General features: G+C 74.1%; 18 protein-coding genes and 2 pseudogenes. 10 read left to right on the top strand and 10 right to left on the bottom strand.

All coding sequences use genetic code 11. The annotated features are described in order from the left end of the window. Window positions 1–62 precede the first annotated feature (62 nt). A complete protein-coding gene (locus F9278_RS06005) occupies window positions 63–1,052 on the top strand; it encodes a universal stress protein (protein WP_152167332.1) in 990 nt (329 codons plus the stop codon). A 97-nt stretch (window positions 1,053–1,149) separates the two neighbouring features. Here F9278_RS06005 and F9278_RS05995 read toward each other — a convergent pair whose 3' ends face one another. Continuing rightward, window positions 1,150–1,566, bottom strand: a complete 417-nt coding sequence (locus F9278_RS05995; protein WP_152167331.1) for a CoA-binding protein — start codon at window positions 1,564–1,566, stop codon at window positions 1,150–1,152. Window positions 1,567–1,731: 165 nt separating this feature from the next. Between F9278_RS05995 and F9278_RS05990 the strand changes: the two genes are divergently transcribed. The 5 genes from F9278_RS05990 to F9278_RS05970 all read left to right on the top strand — a co-directional run bounded on the left by F9278_RS05990 (window position 1,732) and on the right by F9278_RS05970 (window position 8,033). After that, window positions 1,732–2,424, top strand: a complete 693-nt coding sequence (locus tag F9278_RS05990) for a hypothetical protein (protein ID WP_226966653.1) — start codon at window positions 1,732–1,734, stop codon at window positions 2,422–2,424. Next, window positions 2,421–2,966, top strand: coding sequence for a SixA phosphatase family protein (locus F9278_RS05985; RefSeq protein ID WP_152167329.1), 546 nt, complete (start codon window positions 2,421–2,423; stop codon window positions 2,964–2,966). The genes F9278_RS05990 and F9278_RS05985 overlap by 4 nt, the downstream gene beginning before the upstream one ends. Before the next feature lie 73 nt (window positions 2,967–3,039). Next, entirely contained in the window at window positions 3,040–3,666 is a 627-nt protein-coding gene (locus tag F9278_RS05980; protein ID WP_152167328.1) for a YigZ family protein, read from the top strand. 136 nt (window positions 3,667–3,802) lie between these two features. After that, the gene (locus F9278_RS05975; protein WP_152167327.1) at window positions 3,803–4,969 is read left to right on the top strand and encodes an exonuclease SbcCD subunit D; all 1,167 of its coding nucleotides are present in this window, start codon (window positions 3,803–3,805) and stop codon (window positions 4,967–4,969) included. Between the two features lie 73 nt (window positions 4,970–5,042). Next, on the top strand, window positions 5,043–8,033 hold the full coding sequence (locus F9278_RS05970; protein ID WP_152167326.1) for an AAA family ATPase: 2,991 nt from the start codon (window positions 5,043–5,045) through the stop codon (window positions 8,031–8,033). An 11-nt stretch (window positions 8,034–8,044) separates the two neighbouring features. On the opposite strand, the gene F9278_RS05965 is transcribed toward F9278_RS05970, so the two are convergent. Further along, window positions 8,045–8,500, bottom strand: coding sequence for an Lrp/AsnC family transcriptional regulator (locus F9278_RS05965; RefSeq protein ID WP_152167325.1), 456 nt, complete (start codon window positions 8,498–8,500; stop codon window positions 8,045–8,047). A gap of 131 nt (window positions 8,501–8,631) precedes the next feature. On the opposite strand from F9278_RS05965, the gene F9278_RS05960 reads away from it, so the two are divergent. Together F9278_RS05960 and F9278_RS05955 are read left to right on the top strand one after the other, a co-directional pair. Then, entirely contained in the window at window positions 8,632–9,132 is a 501-nt protein-coding gene (locus F9278_RS05960; RefSeq protein WP_152167324.1) for a rhodanese-like domain-containing protein, read from the top strand. 65 nt (window positions 9,133–9,197) lie between these two features. Continuing rightward, entirely contained in the window at window positions 9,198–9,725 is a 528-nt protein-coding gene (locus tag F9278_RS05955) for an immunity 21 family protein (RefSeq protein ID WP_152167323.1), read from the top strand. A gap of 82 nt (window positions 9,726–9,807) precedes the next feature. Here the strand turns inward: F9278_RS05955 and F9278_RS05950 are convergent, their stop codons facing one another. Next, window positions 9,808–11,499: a DUF885 domain-containing protein gene (locus F9278_RS05950; protein WP_152167322.1), complete on the bottom strand. Its 1,692-nt coding sequence runs from the start codon at window positions 11,497–11,499 to the stop codon at window positions 9,808–9,810. 104 nt (window positions 11,500–11,603) lie between these two features. After that, window positions 11,604–11,963 (bottom strand): annotated as a pseudogene (locus tag F9278_RS05945) (Lrp/AsnC family transcriptional regulator); the annotation flags it as partial. Between the two features lie 397 nt (window positions 11,964–12,360). Here F9278_RS05945 and F9278_RS05940 point away from each other — a divergent pair. Then, on the top strand, window positions 12,361–13,356 hold the full coding sequence (locus F9278_RS05940; RefSeq protein ID WP_226966652.1) for a trans-sulfuration enzyme family protein: 996 nt from the start codon (window positions 12,361–12,363) through the stop codon (window positions 13,354–13,356). A 14-nt stretch (window positions 13,357–13,370) separates the two neighbouring features. Here F9278_RS05940 and F9278_RS05935 read toward each other — a convergent pair whose 3' ends face one another. The 5 genes from F9278_RS05935 to pdxR form a co-directional block, all read right to left on the bottom strand. Next, window positions 13,371–14,666 carry a GNAT family N-acetyltransferase gene (locus F9278_RS05935; RefSeq protein ID WP_152167321.1) on the bottom strand — a complete coding sequence of 432 codons (1,296 nt, stop codon included), beginning with the start codon at window positions 14,664–14,666 and terminating at the stop codon, window positions 13,371–13,373. A gap of 136 nt (window positions 14,667–14,802) precedes the next feature. Further along, complete coding sequence (locus F9278_RS05930; protein WP_450371725.1) at window positions 14,803–17,427, bottom strand: DUF7824 domain-containing protein; 2,625 nt, start codon at window positions 17,425–17,427, stop codon at window positions 14,803–14,805. Between the two features lie 44 nt (window positions 17,428–17,471). Next, window positions 17,472–18,902: an SWIM zinc finger family protein gene (locus F9278_RS05925; RefSeq protein WP_152167319.1), complete on the bottom strand. Its 1,431-nt coding sequence runs from the start codon at window positions 18,900–18,902 to the stop codon at window positions 17,472–17,474. Between the two features lie 134 nt (window positions 18,903–19,036). Then, the gene (locus tag F9278_RS05920) at window positions 19,037–20,632 is read right to left on the bottom strand and encodes an alkaline phosphatase D family protein (RefSeq protein WP_152167318.1); all 1,596 of its coding nucleotides are present in this window, start codon (window positions 20,630–20,632) and stop codon (window positions 19,037–19,039) included. A gap of 333 nt (window positions 20,633–20,965) precedes the next feature. Then, a complete protein-coding gene (pdxR, locus tag F9278_RS05915; RefSeq protein WP_152167317.1) occupies window positions 20,966–22,393 on the bottom strand; it encodes a MocR-like pyridoxine biosynthesis transcription factor PdxR in 1,428 nt (475 codons plus the stop codon). Between pdxR and F9278_RS05910 the strand changes: the two are divergent. Continuing rightward, a pseudogene (locus F9278_RS05910) lies at window positions 22,384–23,334 on the top strand (DMT family transporter); the annotation flags it as partial. The gene pdxR and the pseudogene F9278_RS05910 overlap by 10 nt on opposite strands. 63 nt (window positions 23,335–23,397) lie before the next feature. On the opposite strand, the gene F9278_RS05905 reads toward F9278_RS05910, so the two are convergent. Further along, the gene (locus F9278_RS05905) at window positions 23,398–24,231 is read right to left on the bottom strand and encodes an alpha/beta fold hydrolase (protein WP_152167316.1); all 834 of its coding nucleotides are present in this window, start codon (window positions 24,229–24,231) and stop codon (window positions 23,398–23,400) included. Window positions 24,232–24,388 lie beyond the last annotated feature (157 nt).

Raw genomic sequence — 24,388 nt, 5'->3', positions numbered from 1 at the left:
CCTGCGGATCGGCCGCCCTGCGGCGATGCTGGAAACAGACCTCGACGTCAGGAGGTGCGCCCATGTTCCGCACCGTCACCGTGGGCATCGACGGTTCGCGCGAGAGCCTGGCCGCCGCCGAGTGGGCGGCCCGGGAGGCCCGCCTCCGCGCGCTGCCGCTGCGGTTGGTCAACGTCTGGGAGCCGGTGCCCGAGCCGATGGGGCGGGAGCCGGTGCTGGGGCCGGGCACGGGTCCGCCCACGGTGGTGGAGATCCCGGACGCCGTGGGGCGCAGCGCGTGGGGTGACACGGGCGTCGGGAAGGTGCTGAGGGACGCGGCCGACGGGATTCGGCTGCGGCACTCCGGCGTCGACGTGCGTGTGGAGCAGCTGACGGGCCGGGCGAGCGAGGAACTCGTGGGGGTGGCGCACGGCGGGGAACTGCTGGTTCTCGGTTCCCGGGGGCTGAGCGGCCTCGCCGGGTTTCTGCTGGGCTCCGTGGGCATGCACGTGGTCGCGCACACCGAGCGGCCGGTCGTCCTCGTCCGGGCCGGGGAGCAGGCCGCGGACGAACACATACCGGGGCCGGCCGGGGACGAGCACGCGCCGGGACCGGCCGGGGATCCGGGTGTCGGGGGGCCGTTCCGGCCCGTCGTGCTCGGGCTGGACACCGTGCAGCCGGATCACACGCTGATCCGGTTCGCGTTCGAGGCGGCGGTGGCGCGGACGGCATCGTTGCGGATCCTCCACGACTGGCGTCCCCCGCCGCACTCCGGCCTCCGGGAACGGCCCGGTCTGGAGGCCGATCTCGACGCGGACGTCGGACAGGTGGAGGCCGGGACCCTGCGGGAGGTGCTGGTGCCGTGGCGGCGGGAGTTTCCGGGCGTGGAGGTGGTGGAGGAGTCACGCCGGGGCAAGGCGGCGGAGCATCTGCTGGAGGCGTCCGGGGACGCCTCCCTGCTGGTCGTCGGACGGCGGATTCGGCATTCGCCGGTGGGGGCGCACATCGGACCGGTCGTGCACGCGGTGCTTCATCATGCGGGGGTGCCTGTGGCTGTGGTGGCGCATGAGTGAGGTGTCGGGGGAGGGGGAGACGGTGGCGGGCGGGGCGCCGGGTGCGGGTTCGGTGGGTTCGGTGGGGGCTCGCGCCGTTCCCCGCGCCCCTGCGAGATCAAAAGCCTTGTGCCAACCTCGGGATCTCGATCGCCGGGCAGCGGTCCATGATCATGTGTAGGCCCGCTTCGCGGGTTCGGTCGTATGCCTCCTCGTCGATCACGCCCAGTTGGAACCAGACGGCCTTGGCGCCGATGCGGGTGGCCTCGTCGGCGACGGGGCCCGCCAGGTCGCTGTTGACGAAGACGTCGACGACGTCCACGGGGAAGGGGATGTCGGCGAGGGAGGCGTAGCCCTGTTCGCCGTGGACGGTCTCGGCCTTGGGGTGCACCGGGACGACACGCTTGCCGAAGCGCTGGAGGACCTGCGCGACGCCGTACGCCGCGCGGTCCCGGTTGTTGGACAGGCCGACGACGGCCCAGGTGTCGCCGAGTTCCGTCAGGACCGTGCGGATCGTGGCGGGGTCGCCGTACATGCCGTCTCCTTTGTCGGTGGGCCGTGTGGGGGCGCCCTGTGAGGGGGCCCGCCTGCGGCAACAGCGGGCGGTGTCCGGCGATTCCCGGGGCCGGAGGTCGGTTCGATGTCCGGAAATGCCGTCCTCCGCACTGCGTTCGGCGCCTCCCGCGCCTACGCTCAGCCCGTGCTGCGTATCACCGACGCCCGGACCGGCGAGCCCGCCGAGATCCGCAGGGCGCTCACCCGGGTCCATGCCGATGTGTCGGAGGACGACACCTCGGCCCTGCGCGTCCTGCTGGTCGCCGACGTCCTCGCCCGTGCCCTGGAACTTGGCGGCAGCCCAGTCCTCCTCGTCGCCGACCCGCCCGCCGGGCTGCGCGAGCGCGCCGACGACCTCGGCATCCGGCCCAGCGAGGCCACCGTGACGAGGGGAGGGCAGCGAGTGCTGCGCGTGACCGGCTCGGGGAAGCCCATCGGTGCCGGTGCCGAGGTCAGGGTCGAGGTCGCCGCCGTGAGCGGAGCCGGGGAGCCCGCCGTGACGGGCTCCACCCTCCGGCTCGCTCTCCTCTCCCACCCCCACCGGACCCCCGTCCCGCTCGACGCCACCGCCCTCGCCGAGGCCGCCGACACGCTCGCTCACTGGCGGAAGGCGGTCGCGGCCTGGGCGACACGACCCTCGAAGCCGGTCCCCGAGCCCGTGCGGGAGGCACTGCGCGCCGCCTGGGAGGACGATCTCGACGTACGCGCGGTGCTCGGCGTGCTGCGCGAGGTGGAGGGGGCGCGGGACATGCCGGACGGCGCGCGATTCGAGACGTACGCCTACGCGGACCGGCTCCTCGGTCTGGAGCTGACCCGTGAGATCGGAGCAACGGCATGATCGTGCGCGCCGGCGCGGGCCCCCTGCGCAGACTCGTCGTCCTGCGCCACGCCAAGTCCGCCTGGCCCGTGGGCGTCCCCGACCATGAACGGCCCCTGGGGCCACGCGGTCTGCGTGACGCCCCCGCCGCCGGGCGCGCCCTCGCCGAGGCGGACTGTCTGCCCGATCTCGCCGTCTGCTCCACGGCCGTACGGGCCCGGCAGACCTGGGAGCTGGCCGCCGCGGAGTGGGGGACACCGCCGCCCGTACGGCACGACCGGCGGGTGTACGCCGCCGATGTGCCGGAGCTGCTCGACGTGGTGCGCGAGGCCCCCGACCAGGTGAGGACGCTGCTGCTGGTCGGCCACAACCCGGGGCTGGAGGAACTGGTCCTCGACCTGGCCGGCGACGCCCTCGACGACACCCTGGACGACATACGGACCAAGTTCCCCACCTCGGCGCTCGCCTTCCTCTCCTGGCACGGCGAGACATGGGCCGCGCTCGCCCCGGGCACGGCACTGCTGACGGACCTGATCGTGGCCCGGGGGAAGAAGAAGCCCTGAGCGGCGGCGCGGGGCCACCGCCCCGGTGGACGCCCCGCGCGGGCGTGCCCCGGCCTGCGCATAGGGTGGCCGGATGCAGGACGAGTACCGCACCGTCGCCCGCGCCGGCGTGCACGAGACCGAGGTCAACCGCTCGCGGTTCCTGTGCGCGCTCGCCCCGGCGGCCACCGAGCGGGAGGCCCAGGACTTCGTCGCGGCCGTCCGCAAGGAGCGCGCCGACGCCACGCACAACTGCTTCGCGTACGTCATCGGCGCCGACGCGGCCGTCCAGCGGGCCGGCGACGACGGCGAACCCGGCGGCACCGCCGGTGTCCCCATGCTGCAGATGCTGCTCCGCCGGGACATGCGGTACGTCGTCGCCGTCGTCACCCGGTACTACGGCGGGGTCAAACTCGGCGCGGGCGGCCTCATCAGGGCGTACGGCGGTGCCGTGGGCGAGGCACTGGACGAGCTCGGCACCCTCACGCGCCGGCGCTTCCGGCTGGCCACGGTGACCGTCGACCACCAGCGCGCCGGCAAGGTGCAGAACGACCTGCGGTCCACCGGGCGCGAGGTCCGTGACGTGCGCTACGGCGAGGCCGTCACCATCGAGATCGGCCTCCCCGACGCCGACGTCGACACCTTCCGCGCCTGGCTCGCCGACACCACCGCGGGCACCGCCGGGTTCGAACTCGGCGGCGAGGCGTACGGGGACACGTGACCGGGGTCTCACCCGCGTCGCGCGGCACGCGCGCGTGGGGCACACGCGCGTGGGACACGGCGGCGGGCGGCGTGCGCGGGGTCGGTTCGCCGGTAGCCGCCCGTGATGTCCGACCCGCCTGTTAGGTTCGGGGATCATGAGGCTGCTGCACACTTCCGACTGGCATCTCGGTCGGGCGTTCCACCGGGTGAACATGCTCGGCGCGCAGGCCGAGTTCATCGGGCATCTGGTCACGACCGTGCGGGAGCGCGACGTGGACGCGGTGGTCGTGTCGGGGGACGTGTACGACCGGGCGGTGCCCGCGCTGGCCGCCGTCGAGCTGTTCGACGAGGCCCTGCACCGACTGGCCGAACTGGACGTGCCCACGGTGATGATCTCCGGGAACCACGACTCGGCGCGGCGGCTCGGCGTCGGCGCGGGCCTCATCGGCCGGGCCGGCATCCATCTGCGGACCGCGGCCTCGGCGGCCGGGACCCCGGTGATGCTGCCGGACGCCCACGGCGAGGTCGCCTTCTACGGGCTGCCGTATCTCGAACCCGCCCTGGTGAAGGACGAGTTCGGAGTGGAGAAGGCGGGCCACGAGGCGGTGCTCACCGCCGCCATGGACCGGGTCCGCACGGATCTGGCCACGCGCGCGGAGGGCACCCGTTCCGTCGTCCTGGCCCATGCCTTCGTCACCGGCGGCGCGCCCAGCGACAGCGAGCGGGACATCTCCGTCGGCGGCGTCTCCTCCGTGCCGGCCGGGGTCTTCGACGGCGTCGACTATGTGGCGCTGGGTCATCTGCACGGCAGCCAGACCCTCACCGACCGCGTCCGCTACTCCGGCTCCCCGCTGCCGTACTCCTTCTCCGAGGCCGACCACCGCAAGAGCATGTGGCTGGTGGACCTCGGCGCCGACGGCTCGGTGGACGCCGAGCGGATCGACTGCCCCGTCCCACGCCCCCTCGCCCGGATCCGGGGGCGGCTGGACGACCTGCTCGCCGACCCGGAGCTGGCCAGGCACGAGGAAGCCTGGGTCGAGGCCACGCTCACCGACCCGGTCCGGCCCGCCGAGCCCATGGCCCGGCTCTGCGAACGCTTCCCGCACACGCTCAGCCTCGCCTTCGACCCCGAGCGCGCCCCCGGCGACCCCGACATCTCCTACGCCCGGCGCCTCGCCGGCCGTGACGACCAGCAGATCGCCGAGGACTTCGTGGCCCATGTCCGCGGCGGCACCGGACCCGACGAACACGAACGGACCGTCCTCAGAGACGCGTTCGACGCCGTACGGGCCGACGACACGCTCCGAGAGGTCGTGCGATGACGGCGAGGCGATCGGCTTCCGTCGGGCGCTGGGCCCTCCGGGCGGCCCGGCGAGCCGTTGCGGCAGGTGTGCGATGAGGTTGCACCGGCTCGACATCACCGCCTTCGGGCCCTTCGGCGGTGCCCAGTCCGTCGACTTCGACGCTCTCTCGGCGGCCGGGCTCTTCCTGCTGCACGGTCCGACCGGCGCAGGGAAGACGTCGGTCCTGGACGCCGTCTGCTACGCGCTGTACGGCTCGGTGCCCGGCGCACGGCAGAGCGGTCAGGGCATGACCCTGCGCAGTGACCACGCGGCGCCCACGACACGCACCGAGGTCCGGCTCGAACTCACCGTCGCCGGGCGCCGGTTGGAGATCACCCGGCAGCCGCCCTGGGAGCGTCCCAAGAAGCGCGGCGAGGGCACCACACTCGACAAGGGACAGACCTGGCTGCGCGAGTACGACGCGGTCGCTGCCTCCTGGAAGGACCTCAGCCGCTCGCACCAGGAGATCGGTGAGGAGATCACCCAGGTCCTGGGGATGAGCCGGGAGCAGTTCTGCCAGGTCGTGCTGTTGCCGCAGGGCGACTTCGCGCGGTTCCTGCGCGCCGACGCCGAGTCCCGGGGCCGGCTGCTCGGCCGGCTCTTCGACACCCACCACTTCGCCGCCGTCGAGAAGCGGCTCGCCGACCGGCGCCGGGCGACCGAGGCGCGGGTGCGCGAGGGCGACGCGGACCTGCTCGCCGACGCCCACCGCATGCAGCAGGCGGCGGGGGACGCCCCGGAGCTTCCCGAACTGACCCCCGGCGACCCGGGCCTCGCCGGCACCGTGCTGGGCTGGGCCGCCGTCGCCCGCAGCACCGCCCGTGAACGGCTCACCATCGCCCACTGCGCGCGCGCCGCCGCCGAGTCGGCGCGGGCCGCCGCCGACCACGTCCTGGACGACGTACGCGAAGTGGCGCGGCTGCAAAGGCGGTTCGTGGAGGCCCGGGAGGGTGCCGCGCTGCTGGAGGAGCGGGCAGAGGCCCACCGGGAGGACCGGGCGCGGATGGAGCGTGGCCGCAAGGCGGAGGCGGTGGTGCCCGCGCTGGAACTGCGCGAGGAGGCCGAGCGCGAACACCGGTGGGCGAGTGAGGAGAACACCCGCGCGCGTGCCGGGCTGCCGCGCGCGTACGCCGACGCCGGTGCCGCCGGGCTCGCCACCGCCGCCCGCGGGATGTCGCAGGAGCTGGGCGGTCTGGAGTCGGCCCGCCGGGCGGAACGACGGCTCGCCGTACTCCTCACCGAGCGGGCGGAGTTGGCCGACGAGGCGCGCGCCGACACGGACGTCCTCCAGGACACCGGCGACTGGCTGGCCGAGTGGGAGACCACCCAGGCGCGGCTGCGGGCCCGGATCGAGTCCGCCCAGGAGGCCGCCACCCGCGCCGAACAGCTCGCCGAGCGGCGGGAACCCGCCGAGAAACGGCTCGGGGCCGCCCGGCAGCGGGATCAGCTCGGCCGGGACACCGACGACGCCCAGGCGCGCGTGCTCCGGCTGGCCGAGCGAGCGGTCGAGGCCCGCGCGCACTGGCTGGACCTCAAGGACCAGCGACTGTCGGGCATCGCGGCGGAACTCGCCGCCGCACTCGTCGAGGGGCGGCCGTGCGCCGTCTGCGGCGGCACGGAACACCCCGAGCCGGCCCGGAAGGTCGCCGGACACGTGGACCGGGAGGCGGAGGAGCGGGCGCTCGCCGACTTCCAGCGGGCCGACGAGGAGCGTGCCGGGGCGGAGCGGCGACTCGGGCTCGTCCAGCGGGCGTTGGCCGCCGCGAGCGCCGAGGCCGGTGACACGCCCACCGATCGACTCGCCGAGCTGGCGGCCGAGTTGGAGGACGCGTACACGCAGGCGCGGCACGGTGCCTCCGGGCTGCATCCCGCGCGGGAAGCCCTGGCGCACGCCGAGCGGGAGCGGGACCGGCGGATCGCCGCCCGGCAGGAGGCGGCGGTGCGCGCCGCGTCCCGCGACACCCGACGGGACGCGCTGGAGCGCGAACAGACAGCCCTGGAAGCAGAGTTGACGCAGGCCCGGGGCGAGGCCGAGAGCGTGGCCGCGCGCGCCGCCGAGCTGGAGCGGACGGCCGCGCTGCTCACCGAGGCCGCCGAGGCCGTACGGGCGGCCGACGACACCGCGCAGCGGCTCAAGGACGCCGACGCCCGCCTCGCCGACGCGGCCTTCCGCGCCGGGTTCGACACCCCGGCCGCCGCTGCCGCCGCCGTCCTCGACGACGCCGCCCACCGCGACCTCCAACACCGCCTCGACGCCCGGCAGTCGGAGGAGGCGGCGGTGCGGGCCGTGCTCGCCGAGGCGGAGACGGCCGCCGCGGCACAGCTGCCGCCCGCCGACCTCGCGAGCGCCGAGCGGTCCGCCACGGCCGCCGCCCGGCGGCTCCAGGACACCGTCTCCGCGTGGGACGCCGCCGAGCGCCGCCGCGCCGAACTGGACGGGCTGTCCGCACGGGCCACCGCCTCCGTACGCCGACTGGCGCCGCTGCGCGAGGAGTACGACCGCGTCGCCCGGATGGCGGGGCTCGCGGCCGGCACCTCCGCCGACAACGAGCGCCGGATGCGCCTGGAGGCGTACGTCCTCGCCGCCCGCCTGGAACAGGTCGCCGCCGCCGCGACCGTACGCCTCCAGCGCATGTCGTCCGGCCGCTACACCCTCGTCCACTCCGACGACCGGGCCGGCCGTGGCCGCAGCGGGCTCGGGCTGCATGTCGTCGACGCCTGGACCGGGCGGGAGCGGGACACGGCCACGCTCTCCGGCGGCGAGACGTTCTTCGCCTCCCTCGCGCTCGCCCTCGGTCTCGCCGACGTCGTCACCGACGAGGCCGGTGGCGTACGCCTCGACACCCTCTTCATCGACGAGGGGTTCGGCAGCCTCGACGACCAGACACTCGACGAGGTCCTCGACGTCCTCGACGCGCTGCGCGAACGCGACCGCAGCGTCGGCATCGTCAGCCATGTCGCCGACCTGCGGCGACGCGTCCACGCCCAGCTGGAGGTCGTCAAGGAGCGGACGGGCTCGGTGGTACGGCAGCGCGGTCACTGACCCCGGTGGGATCAGTGACCCAGGGGCCTGCGGGGGAGCGGGGAGGAGTAGACGACGCTCGTCGTCACCGATCCCAGGGCGCCGATCTTGCCCGACACCTCCTCCAGATGGCGCATCGAACGGGCGGCGACCTTGATCACGAAGCAGTCGTCGCCCGTGACGTGATGCGCCTCCAGGATCTCGGGCGTGACGGAGACCAGGTCGTGGAAGGGCTTGTAGTTCCCGTTGGGGTAGCGCAGGCGCACGAACGCCAGGATCGGCAGCCCCAGCCGCTCCGGGTCCACGACGGCCGCGTACCCCTGGATGACGCCCGCCTCCTCCAGCCGCCGCACCCGCTCGGTCACGGCGCTCGGCGACATCGACACGGCACGGGCGAGTTCGGCGAAGCTGGCCCGGCCCTCGCGCTGGAGGACCTCCAGGACGCGCCAGTCGGTGGAGTCGGGATCGTACGGGGGATTCGCGGTCATTCCCGATGGATAGCAGGGGAATCCCCGGCCGATCAAGAGTCGAGCCGTGGATCGCCCCTTCAGGAAGTCGATCAACGCTCGTAGATTTCCGGTCAGGGAAACAAGGGCTTCCACGAGGGAAAGGCCAGCTCATGAGCGTCACCGGCACCGCCGCTACCACCACTTCCGCCGTCAACTCCGTCCTGCGGGTCGCCCCCGCCGCTCCGGCCGAGGCCGCCGCGTACTTCCGGGCCAGTCTCGTCTTCCACACCGATGTCTCCGACGTGGCCGCCGCCCTCGCCGCCGACGGCGACCCCGGCTTCGCCGTCCTCGACTCCCGCTCCACCGAGTCCTGGGAGCAGGGCCACATCCCGGGCGCGGTCCACCTCCCCACCGCGCTGATCCCCGAACTTGCCGAGAAGCTGCTCGACAGGTCCGTGCCGGTCGTCACCTACTGCTGGGGCCCCGCCTGCAACGGCGGGACCCGCGCCGCCCTCGCCCTCGCCGAACTCGGCTTCCAGGTCAAGGAGATGCTCGGCGGCTTCGAGTACTGGGCGCGCGAGGGCCTCGCCCACGAGACCTGGGAGGGCGCGGCGAAGCGCGCGGCCGACCCGCTGACCACGCCGGTGAACACCGCGGACTGCGGGTGTTGACAGGCTGTCAAGAAGGGCTCGGGGGCGGCGAGTTCGGCCGCGCGGTCGCCGTGTAGCTTCTGGGCATGGCTGGATACGCGGATACGGTGGTGGTGCCCGGTGCGGTGCGGTGGGTGGAGTCGAGCGGCGGACCGCTCATAGCGTTGCCGGAGGCGGTGCTGTCGTTCTGGGCCGGAGCCGACGGCGACGAGACGTCGTCCGACTACGACCGGGCCTGTGACGTCGACGGATACGTGGGCCTGCTGCCGGTCGGCGACACCCGCGCCCTGGTCCTCGGCCATGAACCCGCCTCCACCGCCTACCTCCCCGAGCACGGCACCTTCGTCCGCTGGTACGCGGCCGACTCGGAGGCCGAACTCCTCGCGGACGTCCCGGCGGCGCTCGCCTCCGCCGTCTGGGAGCCGGAGGCGGAGTGGCGGGTGCCCGGTCCGGTCGTCCTGTTCGACGCCGCCTGGCCCGGCCGCGCGTTCACGGACACGGACCACATACGGGTGGAGCTGGCCCCCGGCCGCTACGGGGTGCGCGCCGCCCATGTCTCGACGGGACCGGAGACCTGGCTCGGCCTCGTCCGGGTGAGCCCCCTGACGGGCTGAGGGGCTCCGCGGCTTCCGGCCGCCCGGACCGGTGCGGCGGCCGGGCCGGACCGAGGACGGCGGTGGGCCCGGCCGGCCCGGATCACAGCCGGGACAGCTCGTCCACCAGGTCGTCCAGGCCCAGGGACCCCTGGGAGAGCGCGGCCATGTGCCACGCCTTGGCGTCGAAGGCGTCGCCGTGGCGCCGCTTCGCGTTCTCCCGGCCCAGCAGCCAGGCGCGTTCGCCGAGCTTGTAGCCGATGGCCTGGCCCGGCATCGTCAGATAGCGGGTCAGCTCGCTCTCCACGAAGTCCGCCGGGCGGCTGCTGTGGGCGCCGAAGAACTCCTGGGCCAGTTCGACGGTCCAGCGCTCGCCCGGGTGGAACGGCGAGTCCGCCGGGATCTCCAGCTCCAGATGCATACCGATGTCGACGATCACCCGGGCCGCGCGCATCATCTGCGCGTCCAGATAACCGAGCCGCTCCTCGGCGTCCTTGAGGAAGCCCAGCTCGTCCATGAGCCGCTCCGCGTACAGGGCCCAGCCCTCGGCGTTGGCGCTCACCCCGCCGATCGTGGCCTGGTAGCGGGACAGGTCGTCCTTGACGTACACCCACTGCGCCAGCTGGAGGTGATGGCCGGGAACGCCCTCGTGGTACCAGGTGGAGACCAGGTCGTACACGGGGAAACGGGTCGCGCCCATCGTCGGCAGCCAGGTGCGGCCGGGGCGGGAGAAGTCCTCGGTCGGGGCCGAGTAGTACGGGGCCGCCGCGCCGCCGGGCGGGGCGATGCACGACTCGACCCTGCGGACCGGCTCGGCGAGGTCGAAGTGGGTGCCGTCCAGCGCCTCGATCGCCTCGTCCATCAGCGACTGCAGCCACTCACGGACCTCGTCGACGCCCTCGATGTGCCGCCCGTGCTCGTCCAGATGCGCCAGCGCCACCCACGGCGTCCCGGCGTCGGGCAGGATCTTCGCGGCCTCCTTCCTCATCTCGCCGAACAGCCGGTGGAACTCGGCCCAGCCGTACCCGTACGCCTCGTCGAGGTCCAGGTCCGAGCCCGTGAAGTAGCGGACCAGCCTGCCGTACCGCTCCCGGCCCGTCGTGTTCGGCGCGTCCGCGACCTCCGGGGCGTACACGTCACGCATCCAGTCCCGCAGCTCCACCACGGCCCTGGTCGCGCCGCGCGCGGCCTCGTCCAGCTCGGCGCGCAGCGCCTGAGGCCCGGCGGCGGCGAAGTCCTCGAACCAGCCGCGGCCCGAACCGTCCGTGTCCGCCCACTCGGTGAGCTGGCCGATGAAGGTCGCCGTCGGACGCGGGCCCGCGTACAGCTTGCGCTCCAGGCCCAGCGCCAGGGACTCGCGGTAACCGGCGTACGCCGTCGGCACCGCGCGCAGCCGCTCCGCGATCGCCGCCCAGTCCTCCTCGGTCTCGGCGGGCGTGATCGTGAAGACCTCGCGCACCTCGTGCGGCGGCGTCACCATGTTGCCGACCGCGCGCAGCCCCTCGTCCGCCTCGTGCACGGCCAGCTCCGCCGTCAGCCGCTCGCGCAGCAGGCGCGCGCACCGGCGCTCGGCGTCGCTGTCCGCGCCCGGCTGCCGCTCCGCCTCGTCGAGCCGTGCGAGCGTCGCCCGGATCAGCTCCGCACGGGCCTCCTGGCCCGCCGGCGAGGTGTCCGGCAACCTGCCGGAACTCTCCTTCACACCCAGATAGGTACCGGTCACGGGGTCGAGGGCGATGAGGTCGTCGACGTACGCGTCGGCGACCTCGCGGGGCAGGAAGCTCTTGGTGTCAGCCATGCCGACAATCTTGGTACGGCAGCGGGACGACGTCAGCTGCTTGACGGGCGCTTGAGCCTTACGTCGGCCGGATTCCGCTCATGGCGTGATCCGGGCCGGAGCCCTCACGGCGCGGTCCGTTCGGTGTCCGGCGGCAGCAGCGGCCCGCACTCCCACTGCTGGAAGATCAACCGGGTCTCCACCCGCGCCACCTCCCGCCGCGAGGTGAACCCGTCCAGGACCAGCCGCTGCAGATCCGCCATGTCCGCGACCGCGACATGCACGGGATAGTCGTCCGGCCCGGTCAGGTGGTAGACGGTCCGCGACTCCGGCAGCGCCCGGATCCGCTCCACGAACGGCCCCACCAGCTCCCGCCGATGCGGCCTGACCTGCACGGACAGCAAGGCCTCCAGCCCGCGCCCCAAGCTTGGCCGGATCAGGTGCAGCTGATGGGTGAGGATCACGCCCAAGCGGCGCGGCCTGGTGGACAAGCCACCGAGGCCGTGCACGCCGGGCGTCGACCCGCCCGGCCGAAGACCGCCGACCTGTCGACCACCTACCGTTCCTTGGCGGCGCGCCGGGGGTGATCCGGTTCACCGGCACGCCCCGAACGGTCTTGGGCGCACCGGTCGTCCGCTTTCGCATCTCGGGCGGTGACACGGATCCTGTCCATGGTCCGAGCCGAGTGGGCGGAGTCCCTCACGACCTGGCCAGTAGATGCGGCCAGAGGCGACGGGAGGCCCTGAACCATCTCACTGGTGGAACAGGGGCCCCGCACGCCGGCACCGCACCCGGCGTCCCAGGTCGCGCAGCAACGCTATCCCGCCCCTCACCGGCTGCCGCAAGCCAGCAAGGTGACGACCATACGATCGAGCTACAAGCGTGCTCGGCAACCCGACCGCCGCCCGCTTCGAGACCGCACTCGCCCGCCTCGAAGGCACCGGGAGCGCGGTCGCCTTCGCCAGCGGCATGGCCGCCCTGAGCGCCGTCCTCCTGGTCCGCGCCTCGATGGGCCTGCGCCATGTCGTCGCCGTACGACCGCTGTACGGCTGCGGCGACCATCTGCTCACCGCCGGGCTGCTCGGCACCGAGGTCACCTGGGTCGACCCGGCCGGGGTCACGGACGCGCTGCGCCCCGACACGGGCCTGGTGCTGGTCGAGTCCCCGGCCAACCGGACCCTCGCCGAACTCGACCTCCGCGCCCTCGCCCACGCCTGCGGCTCGGTCCCGCTGCTCGCGGACAACACCTTCGCCACGCCCGTGCTGCAACGCCCCGTCGAACAGGGCGCCCGGCTCGTCCTGCACAGCGCCACCAAGTACCTCGGCGGGCACGGTGACGTCATGGCCGGGGTCGTGGCCTGCGACGAGGAGTTCGCCGGGCGGCTGCGCCAGATCCGCTTCGCCACCGGCGGGATCCTCCACCCGCTCGCCGGTTACCTCCTGCCGCGCGGTCTGTCCACCCTCCCGGTCCGGGTCCGCGCGGCCTCGGCGACCGCCGCGGACCTCGTCCGCCGCCTCGCCGCCGACCCGCGCGTCGCCCGCGTCCACTACCCGCGCATCGGCGGCGCCATGATCGCCTTCGAGGTCCACGGCGACCCCCAAGAGGTCATCGCCGCCGTCCGTCTGATCACCCCGGCGGTGAGCCTCGGCAGCGTGGACTCCCTGATCCAGCACCCGGCCTCCATCAGCCACCGCGTCGTCGGCGAGACGGACCGCCGGGGCGCGGGCGTCGGCGACCGCCTGCTGCGGATGTCGGTGGGCCTGGAGGACGTCGAGGACCTGTGGACGGATCTGGACGGCGCGCTGGGGGCAGAGGCCGGCAGCCGCGCCCCTTCAGGGGCGCGGGGAACCCCGCGACCGGCCACAGCGCACCGGTAGCCGGCGACGGAGCGTCAACCCCGACTGCGCCCCTCCGCGGCTTCGACCACCCGCACCTCGTCCAGCCGCGCGGTGATCACCAGCGTCCCCTCCTCGATCTGATAGTCGAGCGGCAGCTCAAGCGCCCGCATCGCCGCGACCATCCCCGTGTTGGACGACTGCGTCACCACGTACACGTTCTCGCAGCCCGTACCGGCCGCCATGTCCACCAGCCTGCGGAGCAGCTCGCCGCCGATCCCGCGCCGCTGCCACTCGTCCTCGACGAGCAGCGCGATCTCCGTCTCGTCTCCGTCCCAGAGGAGGTGACCCAGCCCGACGAGACGGCCCGAGGCGGTCTGCGCGGCGAGCGTCCGCCCGAAGCGCGGGCTCAGCAGATGCTTGAGATACCGGTCGGCGTCCCCGACCGGCCCGTGGTACCGCATGCTCAACGTGCGCGCGGAGCACCGCTCGTGCATCTCCCTGGCCGCCCGCAGATCCCCGCCGTCGGCCCGTCGCACCGTGATGTCGTTGCCCTCGGGCAGCGTCAGCACGTCCTCGCCGCGAGGGACCCGCGGCCCCAGCCGCGCGTCCAGCTCCACCAGGGCCCGCGCCCGCGCGAACTCCGTCGGCGTGAACGGCAGATACGGCCGCTCCACCGTGATCACCCCACCCTCCGGCGCCCGCAGCCGCATCACCGTGTCCTCCAGGACCCCTTCGACCGGGGCGCTCTCCTGAGCCCGGCCCGAGCCGGGAGCGGTGGCGGGCAGCGAGCGGATGGTGCAGCGGCCCAGCAACTGCCGCAGCGCGAGCGGCAGTTCCGCCGCGTCCAGCGCCGTACGGGTGGCCAGGCCGAGGATCCGGGTCGGCGCGTCCACCAGGTCGTGGGCATCACCGCGCTCGATCCAGGTCTCGGAGCCGCCCGCCTCCGCCACGGCCCGCCCGATCGCGGTGGCCGACAGCTCCTCGGGCGCCCGGAGCAGGAACTCGTCCACCGTGCCCTCGGCCAGCGGATGCGTCTGGAGGCTCAGGATGTCGACCCGGTGCTCCGCCAGCGCCGTGCACAGCACGGCCAGTGAGCCCGGCCCGTCCTTCACGGTCGTCCGCATCCGCCACATCAGCGTCGCACCGGTGACCACCGGCGCGTCCGCCTCGGACGGCCCGGCCTGCCGCCCATCGGCGAGCGGCGGCCGGGCGTCGGTATCACTGGTCGGCGGCGCGTGCCCTTGGCGCCGTTCCCACCAGCCACGGAACCCGGCCGTGGCCGAGAGCAGGTGGTGGTGGATCGCGCGTCCGTTCCGCGCCCGCATGGCATCAGAGATGTCTGGAGTCATGGGGCCACTGTGAACGAACGGTGTTGCGTGATCACGAACGCTTTGTGACTGACCGGTAAAAGCATCGTTCCGCACCTTTTGTTGCATTTTGTATGACTGGTGCTGTCGGAACCGATGCCCATCGTGACCGCAGAGGTCAGACGGCCGTCTCCTCCAGCGTCGCGCGCAGCCGCCGGGCCTGGGACACCAGCTGGGACGAGCCCCGCCGCTCCGCGACCTCCGCGAGATACGGCAGCTCCCCGCGCGCCCCGGACCGCTCCACGCATTCGGCGGCGACGCCCACGAGATCCCCGAGACCGCGCGGAGCCGGAGCCGGCTTCGCCCCCTGCCCGTCCGCGAGTACGGCGAGCAGCGGCGGCAGCGCCTCCCGCAGCACCGACCAGGCCGTGCCGTACGCCCCCGTCGAGGCCGCCGTCCGTGTCGCCTCGGCCAGCCGCGCCGGTTTCACACTCCCCAGAACCGCCAGCGCCCCCAGATCGGTGCCCAGCCGCCTCGCGTCCAGCCGCCCCCGCGCCGCCAGCACCAGCAGGGCGTCCACGGCGGCGAGCCGGTCCTCGGCCCGCCGCGCGCCCAGCCCGTACGCCACACAGAGATGGACGGCCAGGCCCGCCTCGCCCTCCGCCTCGGCGAGCGCCGGCAGGAACCCGTACCCGCCGCGGGTGTCCTCGATGGTGGCCATGGAGAGATCGCGCAGGACGCGTCCCGCCACCAGCTCCGGCCGTCCCGGCACCATCGCCAGCCAGTGCTTCCACTCGTCGTCGTCCCCGTGCGGGCAGTAGTACCGGTCCGTGTACACGGACGACGGACGGCCCAGCCGACGGAACTCCGGCGGGAACGACTCGCCCCGCATCTCCGGCAGTTCACCGAACTCCACGAGCCTCCTCGGCCCGGCCGTACGGCTCCGCTCGACGGGCTGCGACGGTACGTCGGTCAGCAGCCACTCGGCCAGCCGGTCGCCCTCCCTGGTGCCCAGCTTCCGGGCCGCCGTCGCGGCGGAGGCGAGCGCCGACGGGTCGTCGCGCCGCACCCGCAGCAGGGCCTGCGCGAAGTCCGCCTCGCCCGGCCGGGCACCCGACCGCCGGTAGACGTCCAGCCGCTCCACCAGGTCCGCCGCCGCCAGCGAACCCGTGCTCCAGGTGGGTGTCGCCAGCAGGAACGGCAGCGGTTCGGTCCGGATCCGATACGCGATCTCCCGCAGCCGGGCGTCGAACGACCAGGCCAGACCGCTGTGCACACAACCCGCCGACTCGTCGGCCCGGTTGCGCGCCGGACGCAGGGTGTCGGTGCGCACCCGCTCGAAGAGCGTCGCGACGACGATCTCCAGACCGTGGGGCGACTCCCGGAAGTACTTGTCGACGGGCCCCGCGTCCATGTCCGTCCACCAGCGTCCGGCCGCCGCCGGGCCCAGTGCCTCCACCAGCGCGTCCCGGTCCCGGTGCGCGTGCCGTACGAGTCCGTCCAAGGCCCGCTCGAACGCGCCGACCCCGCCCTCCGAGGCCAGCAGGGCACCGATCTCCTCGGCCAGTTCGGTCACCGTCTCCGGCGCGGTGGCGAGCCGGGTCGGCGACGGCACGGGCGGGAGCAGCTCCTCGTACACCTCGGTGGCGGGTTCCTCGGCCCCCGGGGCACCGAGGAGCCGGAGGGCCCGGACACGCGGCCCCGGGCTCAACTGGGCGGCGAGGTCGGTGATCTCGTCCCGCGCCCGGCTCGCCCCGCCGTCCTCGTCGAGATCGCCGAGGTGGCGCTCCATCAGCTTCAGCGCCCTCTCCTGCACCTCCGTGTCCTCGTGCCCGAACGCCTGGGCGGCCACCGGCAGCAGCTCGGCCGCCGTGGACGGGTCCGCCTTGAGCACCTTGCCCAGCAGGACGAGCTGAGCCCGGACGAGCTTCTTCTCGGTGCGGAAGAGCACCGCGCCGGACAGCTCCGCGAACCGGCGCGACCCCAACGCGCCGTCCAGCGCGAAGCCCGCGAGGACCGACTGCGCGTGCGCGGCCACCGTGGAGGGCGCGTCGGCGCACAGCGCCGTCCAGTCCGCGATCCGCTCGCACCGCTCGTCGCGGGTGAGGTCGAGCGCGGTCAGCAGGCCCAGGAAGACCTTGTTGTCCGCGGTGGAGCCGCCGCCGCGCAGCAGCCGGGCCACACACCCGTCGACCATGACCTTGCGGTCGAGGAGGCCCTCCCGGGTCAGCTGGGTGAGCGCGTACGTCCAGTCGTTGAGCCCGACGCCGTACCGCCAGTTGCTGCGGGCGCCGATCTCCTCGGTCTCGAACAGCGCGGCCACCAGCTCCGCCAGATGCGGGTCGTTCCGCAGGTTCCCGATGACCGTCCCGGCCTGCCGGCGCGCCCGCCCGATGTGGTCCATCCAGCCGCGCACATAGGCCTCGGAGGTGGGCACGGGGCAGCCCGCGAGCCGTACGAGGCCGGCCATCAGGTCGTACGGGACGTCGGCCGAGAGCGGGCGCTCCGCCAGGCGGCGCACGACCTCGGCGAGCCAGGCGGGATCACGGTCGCCCAGGACCTCGATCAGGACCGGTGGCGGTGCCTGCCGCCAGCGCAGCTCGGACCCGGTGAGCCAGGCCGCCACGGCGGCGGCACCGGTCTGGCAGGCGGCACCGGCCGCGTGCAGCGTCGGATACGCGCGCTGGGCCGGGGAACTCCAGGGCTCCGCCCGCAGCTCCTTCCGCAACTGCTTCAACTCCGGCACGCACGCCCGCCGTTCGGCGTCCGTCATCCCGTCCACCAGCGCGACCAGGTCACTCATGTTCCCCGACCGCACCGCCCTCATCAGCGACCCCGACCCCGCAGTCATCGCGCACCCCCGTCGTTCCGTGCCCCGCCCCGTCCGGCGTCGGCCTCTGTGTCGTCCCGCTCCGCCGTCGCGCCCCGGCGGACCACGCGCACCGCCAGCGCGTGCTTGCAGGGGCCGCGACCGCCCCGGTACTTCGCCCACCAGAGGCAGGAGCAGGTCAGGGTGCCCGCGCTGTCCCGTACCCGGTGGACATGGCCGTCCTCGGCCGTGACCGTGCCGACGTCGCCGTCCAAGGAGACCGCCCCGGCCGCCACCAGGGCGCGGGCCGAGCGCAGCCGTGGATTGTGGCGCTCGACGCGGTCGGCGTCGTAGGGGAGTTCGCGGTGGAAGTACGCGGCCTCCGCCGTGTCGTAGCCGACGCGTCCCGAGGTGCCCAGCCGGGTCAGCGCCGCCCGCACCCGCTCGGCCGGCAGGCCGGAGGAGGCGGCCAGGTCGCCGACGTCTACGCGCGGCTCCCAGGCGAGCAGGACCCCGATCAGCTCCGCGTCCTCGGCCGCCTCGTCCGTGGCCAGGGCCTCCAGCACACCGCCCTCGCCGGAGAAGCCCCGCGCGGCCTCCGGGGACAGCGTGAGGGTGAGCCGCATCCCGGGGAGCACGACCTCCCAGGCACTGGCCAGGGCGGCTTCCCCGGTGGCCGGCGGGCCGTAGACACGCAGGGCCGTGGCATGGCGCAGCACCCGCCGCAGGGCGACCAGCCGCTCCGGGCCCGGCAGACACACCGCGCCGAGGACGGGCCGGGTCGTCGGCCGCAGGGCGCGTCCGGCGGGCACGACCCACTGGGCGCCCCGCGAGGCCCCGCGAGCGCCACCGCGCGGCAGCGACCGCAGGAACCGCACGGCCTCGGCGGCGGGCAGCTCGGCCCGCAGATCGAACCCGGCCGCTGTCACCTGGGCCTCGGCGAAACCGCGCAGCCAGCGGTCCGGCAGCGGCACCTTCTTCTCCACGACCGGACCGTCCAGGGTGGTCACCGCCAACTCCTCGGGGCCGACCCGCAGATGCAGCGGATCGTCCCCGCCGAGCCGGGACAGCGCCTCCCGCAGCGGGTTGTTGACGTCCACGTTGGTCGTGCCGTGCCCCACCTCGCCGCCGTCCAGGCCCGGCTCCAGCACGTCAAGCCGGGCGTAGACCCCGCCGCAGCCCGAGAAGGACTCGAACCGCAGCCGGTCCCCGTTGCCCGTCACCACCGGATCCAGCGAGGTCCGCAGCTGCTGCTGGAAGTACCGCGCCGTCGCCACGTCGGCCACCGCCAGCAGCCCGGCCGCCGCCACCTGAGGGGAGGTCAGGAAGCCCGAGAAGAACCGCGGATGGTCCTCGACCCCCGTCGGGGTCGCACCCCGGGAGGTCTCCAGCCCCAGCCGGCGTCCGCCCGCCACGGACTCCAGCACGGAGGGTCGCGTGTAGGCCACGGCCTGTAGAGATCGCGTCATGGGAAAACCGTAGGCGCGACCACTGACAATCGCCCTGACCTGCGCAAACGCGAGGGTCAGGGGCTCATGTCGTACGGGCTGCGGGCTGAGGGCTGAGGACTGAGGGCTGCGGGCTGAGGGTTACGGCCTGCGGCTTACTGTCCGACGAGCCCCGGATGCAGCACCTTCGTGTAGAGCACGGTCCCGTCCTGCTCCCGCAGCCGGACCGTCAACTCACCGCTGTGGCCGTCGATGTCGACCTCGCCGAAGAACTGGTAGCCGCCCGCCGGCGACACGTTCGCGGCGGTCGGCGCCTTCACGAACACCCGCTCGGGTCCGAAGGTGTTGTCCAGCGCGTTCGCCGGGAAGGCACCGGCGTTGAGCGGGCCGGAGACGAACTCCCAGAACGGCTCGAAGTCGGTGAACGCGGCCCGCGACGGCTGGTAGTGCTGCGCCGAGGTGTAGTGCACATCGGCCGTCAGCCACACCGTGCCGGTGATCTTCCGGTGCTTGACGAACCGCAGCAGCTCGGCGATCTGCAGTTCGCGCCCGAGCGGCGCGCCCGGGTCGCCCTGCGCCACGGCCTCGATGTTCGGCTTGCCGTCCCCGGTGTCCGGCACGACCAGTCCGAGCGGCATGTCGGAGGCGATCACCTTCCACACCGCACGCGACCGCGACAGCTCCCGCTTGAGCCATTCCAGCTGCTCGGCGCCGAGGATGCCGACCGGGTCGGTGGTCTGTGTGTCGGGCGAGTTGGCGTTGCGGTAGGTGCGCATGTCCAGCACGAACACGTCCAGCAGGGGACCGTGGCGCAGCACGCGGTGCACCCGGCCCTCCCGGGCGCCCGGCCGCAGCGTGGAGATGGGGAAGTACTCTCTGAACGCCCGCCGCGCCCGTGCCGCCAGCACGTCCACGCTCTTCTCGGTGTACCGGGTGTCGGTGAGGATCTCACCCGGGTACCAGTTGTTGGTGACCTCGTGGTCGTCCCACTGCACGATCCCCGGGACCTGGGCGTTGAACCGCTTCAGGTTCTCGTCCAGGAGGTTGTAGCGGAAGTTGCCCCGGAACTCGGCGAGCGTCTCGGCGACCTTGGACTTCTCCTCGGTGGTGATGTTCCGCCAGGTGCTGCCGTCGGGGAGCGCGGCCGTCGCCGCGATCGGCCCGTCGGCGTAGATGGTGTCGCCGCTGAACAGGAAGAAGTCCGGGTCCAGCGCGCCCATCGCGTCGAAGATGCGGTAGCCGCCGCGGTCCGGGTTGATGCCCCAGCCCTGCCCGGCCAGGTCGCCCGACCACACGAACCGCGCCCCGGTCCTGCGTTTGAGCGAGGTCGTACGGAACGTGCCGGTGACCGGTTCGCCGGTGCGGCGCGGGTCGTCCGGGTCGGCGAGGAGCACCCGGTAGTGGATCTGCTCGCCCGACGGCAGACCGTCGAGCCGTGTCGTACCGGTGAAGTCCGTGTCGGCGCCGAGGAGCGGGCCGTGCCATCGGCGCGCGTGGCGGAACGACTCGGTGGCGGACGTCTCGACGATCATCCGCGCCGGACGGTCGGACCGCACCCACACCAGCCCGGAGTGCGCGCTCACGTCACCGGTCTGCACACCCCACCCGGCCTTGGGCCGCCCCGACAGGGCCAGCGCCGGTACCGAACCGAGCGCGACGGAACCGGGCAGCGCCAGCGCCGCCGACGCGGCGAGCGAGCCGCGCAGCACGCTGCGGCGACCGGGCAGGGGACTCGGCGGACGGTGTGACATGAATGCGCCTCCAGTGACGGATCCGGCCAATGTGCACTGCCACAACTACTGGTACGCCGCAGCGCACACGGAAACGACAAGTGAACAACTGTCCGGCCCGCACGGAAAGCCGACGCCACGTCATGTCCGGGTGATTCGGCGCGTCGTCGGGTGCGGGTGGGTGGGGGCCGATCGCGCAGTTCCCCGCGCCCCCGAAAAGGGCCGCAGGCCCTTCAAGGGGCGCGGGGAACTGCGCGATCGGCCCCCACCCACCCGCAGATGGGGATGGGGTCGAAGGGGCGCAGCCCCCGGGGATGGGACGGGTAGGGGCGGCGGGGGCGAGGAAGACCACGGTCACCCGACCGCCGACGCCAGCACCCCCACCCCCTCCCGAATCCGCGCCGGAGACAGATGCGCGTACCCCAGCACCAGCCGCACCCGACCCCCCTCCTCCGGCACCCGCCCGTACTGCCCCAACCCCCGCACGGCGGCCCCCGCACCCCCAGCCCGAGCCAGAAGCCGCTCGACCGGCCCGTACCGACCCGGCAGCGAGACGATGACATGCAACCCCGCCGCGATCCCCGACACCTCCGCCCCGGGAAAGCTCTCGGCGAGCGCGGCCACCAACACATCACGCCGCTCCCGATACGCCCGCTGGCACCTCCGCAACTGCCGGTCGTAGTCCCCCCGTTCCACGAACCGCGCGAAGACCGCCTGATCGAGGGTGGGATGCCCGAGATCCATGGTCCGCTTCCGCTCGACCACCTCCTCCGCCAGCGCCGCCGGCACGAGCAGCCACCCCAGCCGCAGCCCCGGCGCGAGCGACTTGCTGACGGACCCGGTGTACGCGACCCGCTCGGGATCGAGCCCCTGGAGGGCGCCCACGGGCGCCCGGTCGTAGCGGAAGTCCCCGTCGTAGTCGTCCTCGACGATCAGCCCGTCCACCGCCCGCGCCCAGTCGAGCAGCTCGCCCCGCCGCCGCGCGGAGTACGCGATCCCCGTCGGGAACTGGTGTGCGGGCGTCGTCACCACCGCCCGCACCCCCGACTCCCGCAGCGGCCCGAGCGCGATCCCCTCCGCGTCCAGCGGCAGCGGCACGGTGTCCAGCCCGGCGGCGGCGTAGAGCGTCGCGTGCTCGGGGCTGCCCGGGTCCTCGACACCGGCGACACGCGTCCCGCGTGCGTGCAGCACGAATCCGAGAAGGGTCGTGGCCTGCGCCACGCCGGACACGACGAGGATCCGTTCCGGATCGGCGACCACGCCCCGGCGCCGGGCGAGCAACTCGGCGAGGGCCGTGCGCAGCCGGGGCAGCCCGCGCGGATCCGGGTAGCCCAGCGCCCGGTGCGGCAGCTCCGCGAGCACCCCGCGCTGCGCCGCGGCCCACGCGGCGCGCGGGAACAGCGACAGGTCCGGCGTCCCGGGCACGAAGTCGGCGCGGGCACCGGGGGAGCGCGGAGCGAGGTCACACGCGCGGGGCGGGGCGGCCCGCACGGCGGCGCCCACCCAGGTCCCGGCACCCCGGCCACTGCGCAGATATCCCTCCGCGACCAGTTGCTCGTACGCGTCCGTCACCAGGCCGCGCGACACCCCGAGATCGGCGGCCAGCTCCCGGCTCGACGGCAGCCGGGTGCCCCGCGCGAGCCGCCCCGACCGGATCGCCTCCCGCAGCGCCGCCTGCAACGTGCGCCCACGCGCGCGTGGGGACGCGTCGGCGACCGGCAGCAGCAGCTCCCAGGCGGCTGCCCAGGCGGCGGACTCCGGATTGGTCCCCGATGACGTCATGGAAGTGGACCTTAAACCGGGCCGCCCGCCTCCCTAGCGTCGCGACCATGAAGCCCACGCCCACCCCGTCCACCCCGTCCACCCCGCCCACCGAGTCCGCCGCCCCTGCCGCCCCCGCCGGCCGTGGCGCGCTCCTCGCCGCCCTCGCCTGCGTGCTCGTCGGCGGCTCCTTCACCGCCAACAGCGTCCTGGGCGACTACCCGTACGCGGGCGGCCAGTTCCTCCGCTACGGCTTCGCCTGCCTCCTCCTGCTCCCGCTCCTCGGCCGGGGCGGCACGGCACCCCTGCGCCGCCTCACCGCACGGCAGTGGGCGCGGCTGGGGCTGCTCGCGGCGGTCGGCACGGTCGGCTTCAACGTCGCCGTGATCGCCGCCGAACGCACGGCGGAACCGGCCGTACCGGGGGTCCTCGTGGGCTGCGCCCCGGTGGTCGTGGCCGTCCTCGTGCCGCTGCTGGAGGGCCGCCGCCCGCAACGCCTCGTCGTCCACGGGGCGTTGCTGGTCGCGGCCGGCGCGTTCACCGTCCAGGGCTGGGGGCGGACGGACGGCGCGGGCATCGCCTTCTCGGTGTGCGCGCTGGCCGGCGAGGTCGGGTTCGCGGTGCTTGCGGTGCCGGTGCTGCGACCGCTCGGTCCGAGGCTGCTGTCGGCGGCCGTCTGCGGGGTGGCGGCGGTCGAGTCGGCGGTCGTCGGCCTCGCCGTCGACGGCGGGTCCTGGCTGCGCCGCCCGGACGGCACGGAGACCGCCGCGCTGCTGGGGCAGGCGGCGGTCGTCACGGTGGTCGGGTTCGTGTGCTGGTACATGGGCGTGCAGCGCATCGGCGCCGAGCGCGCCACGCTCTTCTCCGGTCTCATCCCGGTGGCCGCCGCCTGCACGGCCCCGCTCGTCGGCACCGGCTCCTACGGTGCCGCCCAGGCCGTCGGCAGCGCGCTGGTGGGCGCCGGAGTCGCCCTGGGATCGGGGGCGTTGACCCGCCGCGAGGCGAGGCCCGCCGTCGCGAGCGGGTCAGCGGCTGCCGTCGAGGATGACGCGGGCGACCAGGGCCGGATCGTCGTTCATGGGGCAGTGGCCGCAGCCGGGCAGTCGCACGAGACGGGCGCCGGGGATGACCCGCTTGGCGCGGACACCCTGGCGGCGGACGAGCAGCCAGTCCCGGGTGCCCCAGGCCACGGTGATCGGCAGCCCGGGGACGTCGTCGGTGAACAGGACGCTGCCGCCGGCCCGGAGGGTCTCGTCGAACCCGGTGGCCCCGGCCAGCGCGAGCGTCTCGGCGACCACCGCCTCCGGTGAACGGCGGCTCGGGCGGGCGTAGATGGTGCTCGTCAGCGCGGTACGGCCGACCGCCGAGCGGGACAGGCGCTCGACCAGGGGCAGCGGCAGCCGCCGTGAGATGTGCCGCATGGTGAGCAGGACCCCGAACGCGTAGCGCCGCTCGGCCTCGTTCCAGAATCCGGCCGGGGAGAGGGCCGTGACGGACCGTACGAGCTTCTCGCGGCCCAGCTCCAGGGCGAGCAGGCCGCCCAGGGAGTTGCCGGCCACATGGGGGCGGTCCAGCTCCAGGGCCTCGCAGAAGGCGCCGAACACGGCGGTCGTCGTGGGCAGGTCGTAGGTGAGGCCGTCCGGCAGCGCGGGGGACTCGCCGAAGCCGGGCAGGTCCACGGTGATGACCTCGCGCTCGGCCGCCAGGATGTGGACCACGGGGTCCCAGGCCTGCCGGTGGTGGCCGATGCCGTGCAGCAGGAGCAGCGGCTCGCCCGCGCCCTCGCGCGCGTAGGAGACCGTCACGGGCCGCGGGCCGAGCGGGGTGGGGACCTGGAAGGAGACCGTGGCGGCGGACATGGTGCAGCTCCTCGTCTGGGAGGGGGCGCGCTGACGTGCGGCGTTCATAGACAGCTTGTCAGCAACTGCTACCGGCGGGTAGTCCCTGTGGGTAACAAGCCGCCGCGCGTCCCCGGAATCGCCTGGACAGGGCGGTGTCCCTCGGGTTGGGATGGAA

Source organism: Streptomyces phaeolivaceus (assembly GCF_009184865.1).
GTDB lineage: Bacteria > Actinomycetota > Actinomycetes > Streptomycetales > Streptomycetaceae > Streptomyces > Streptomyces phaeolivaceus.
The sequence above is the reverse complement of the archived record's forward strand: the minus strand, read 5'-3'. Positions and strand labels throughout refer to the sequence as shown.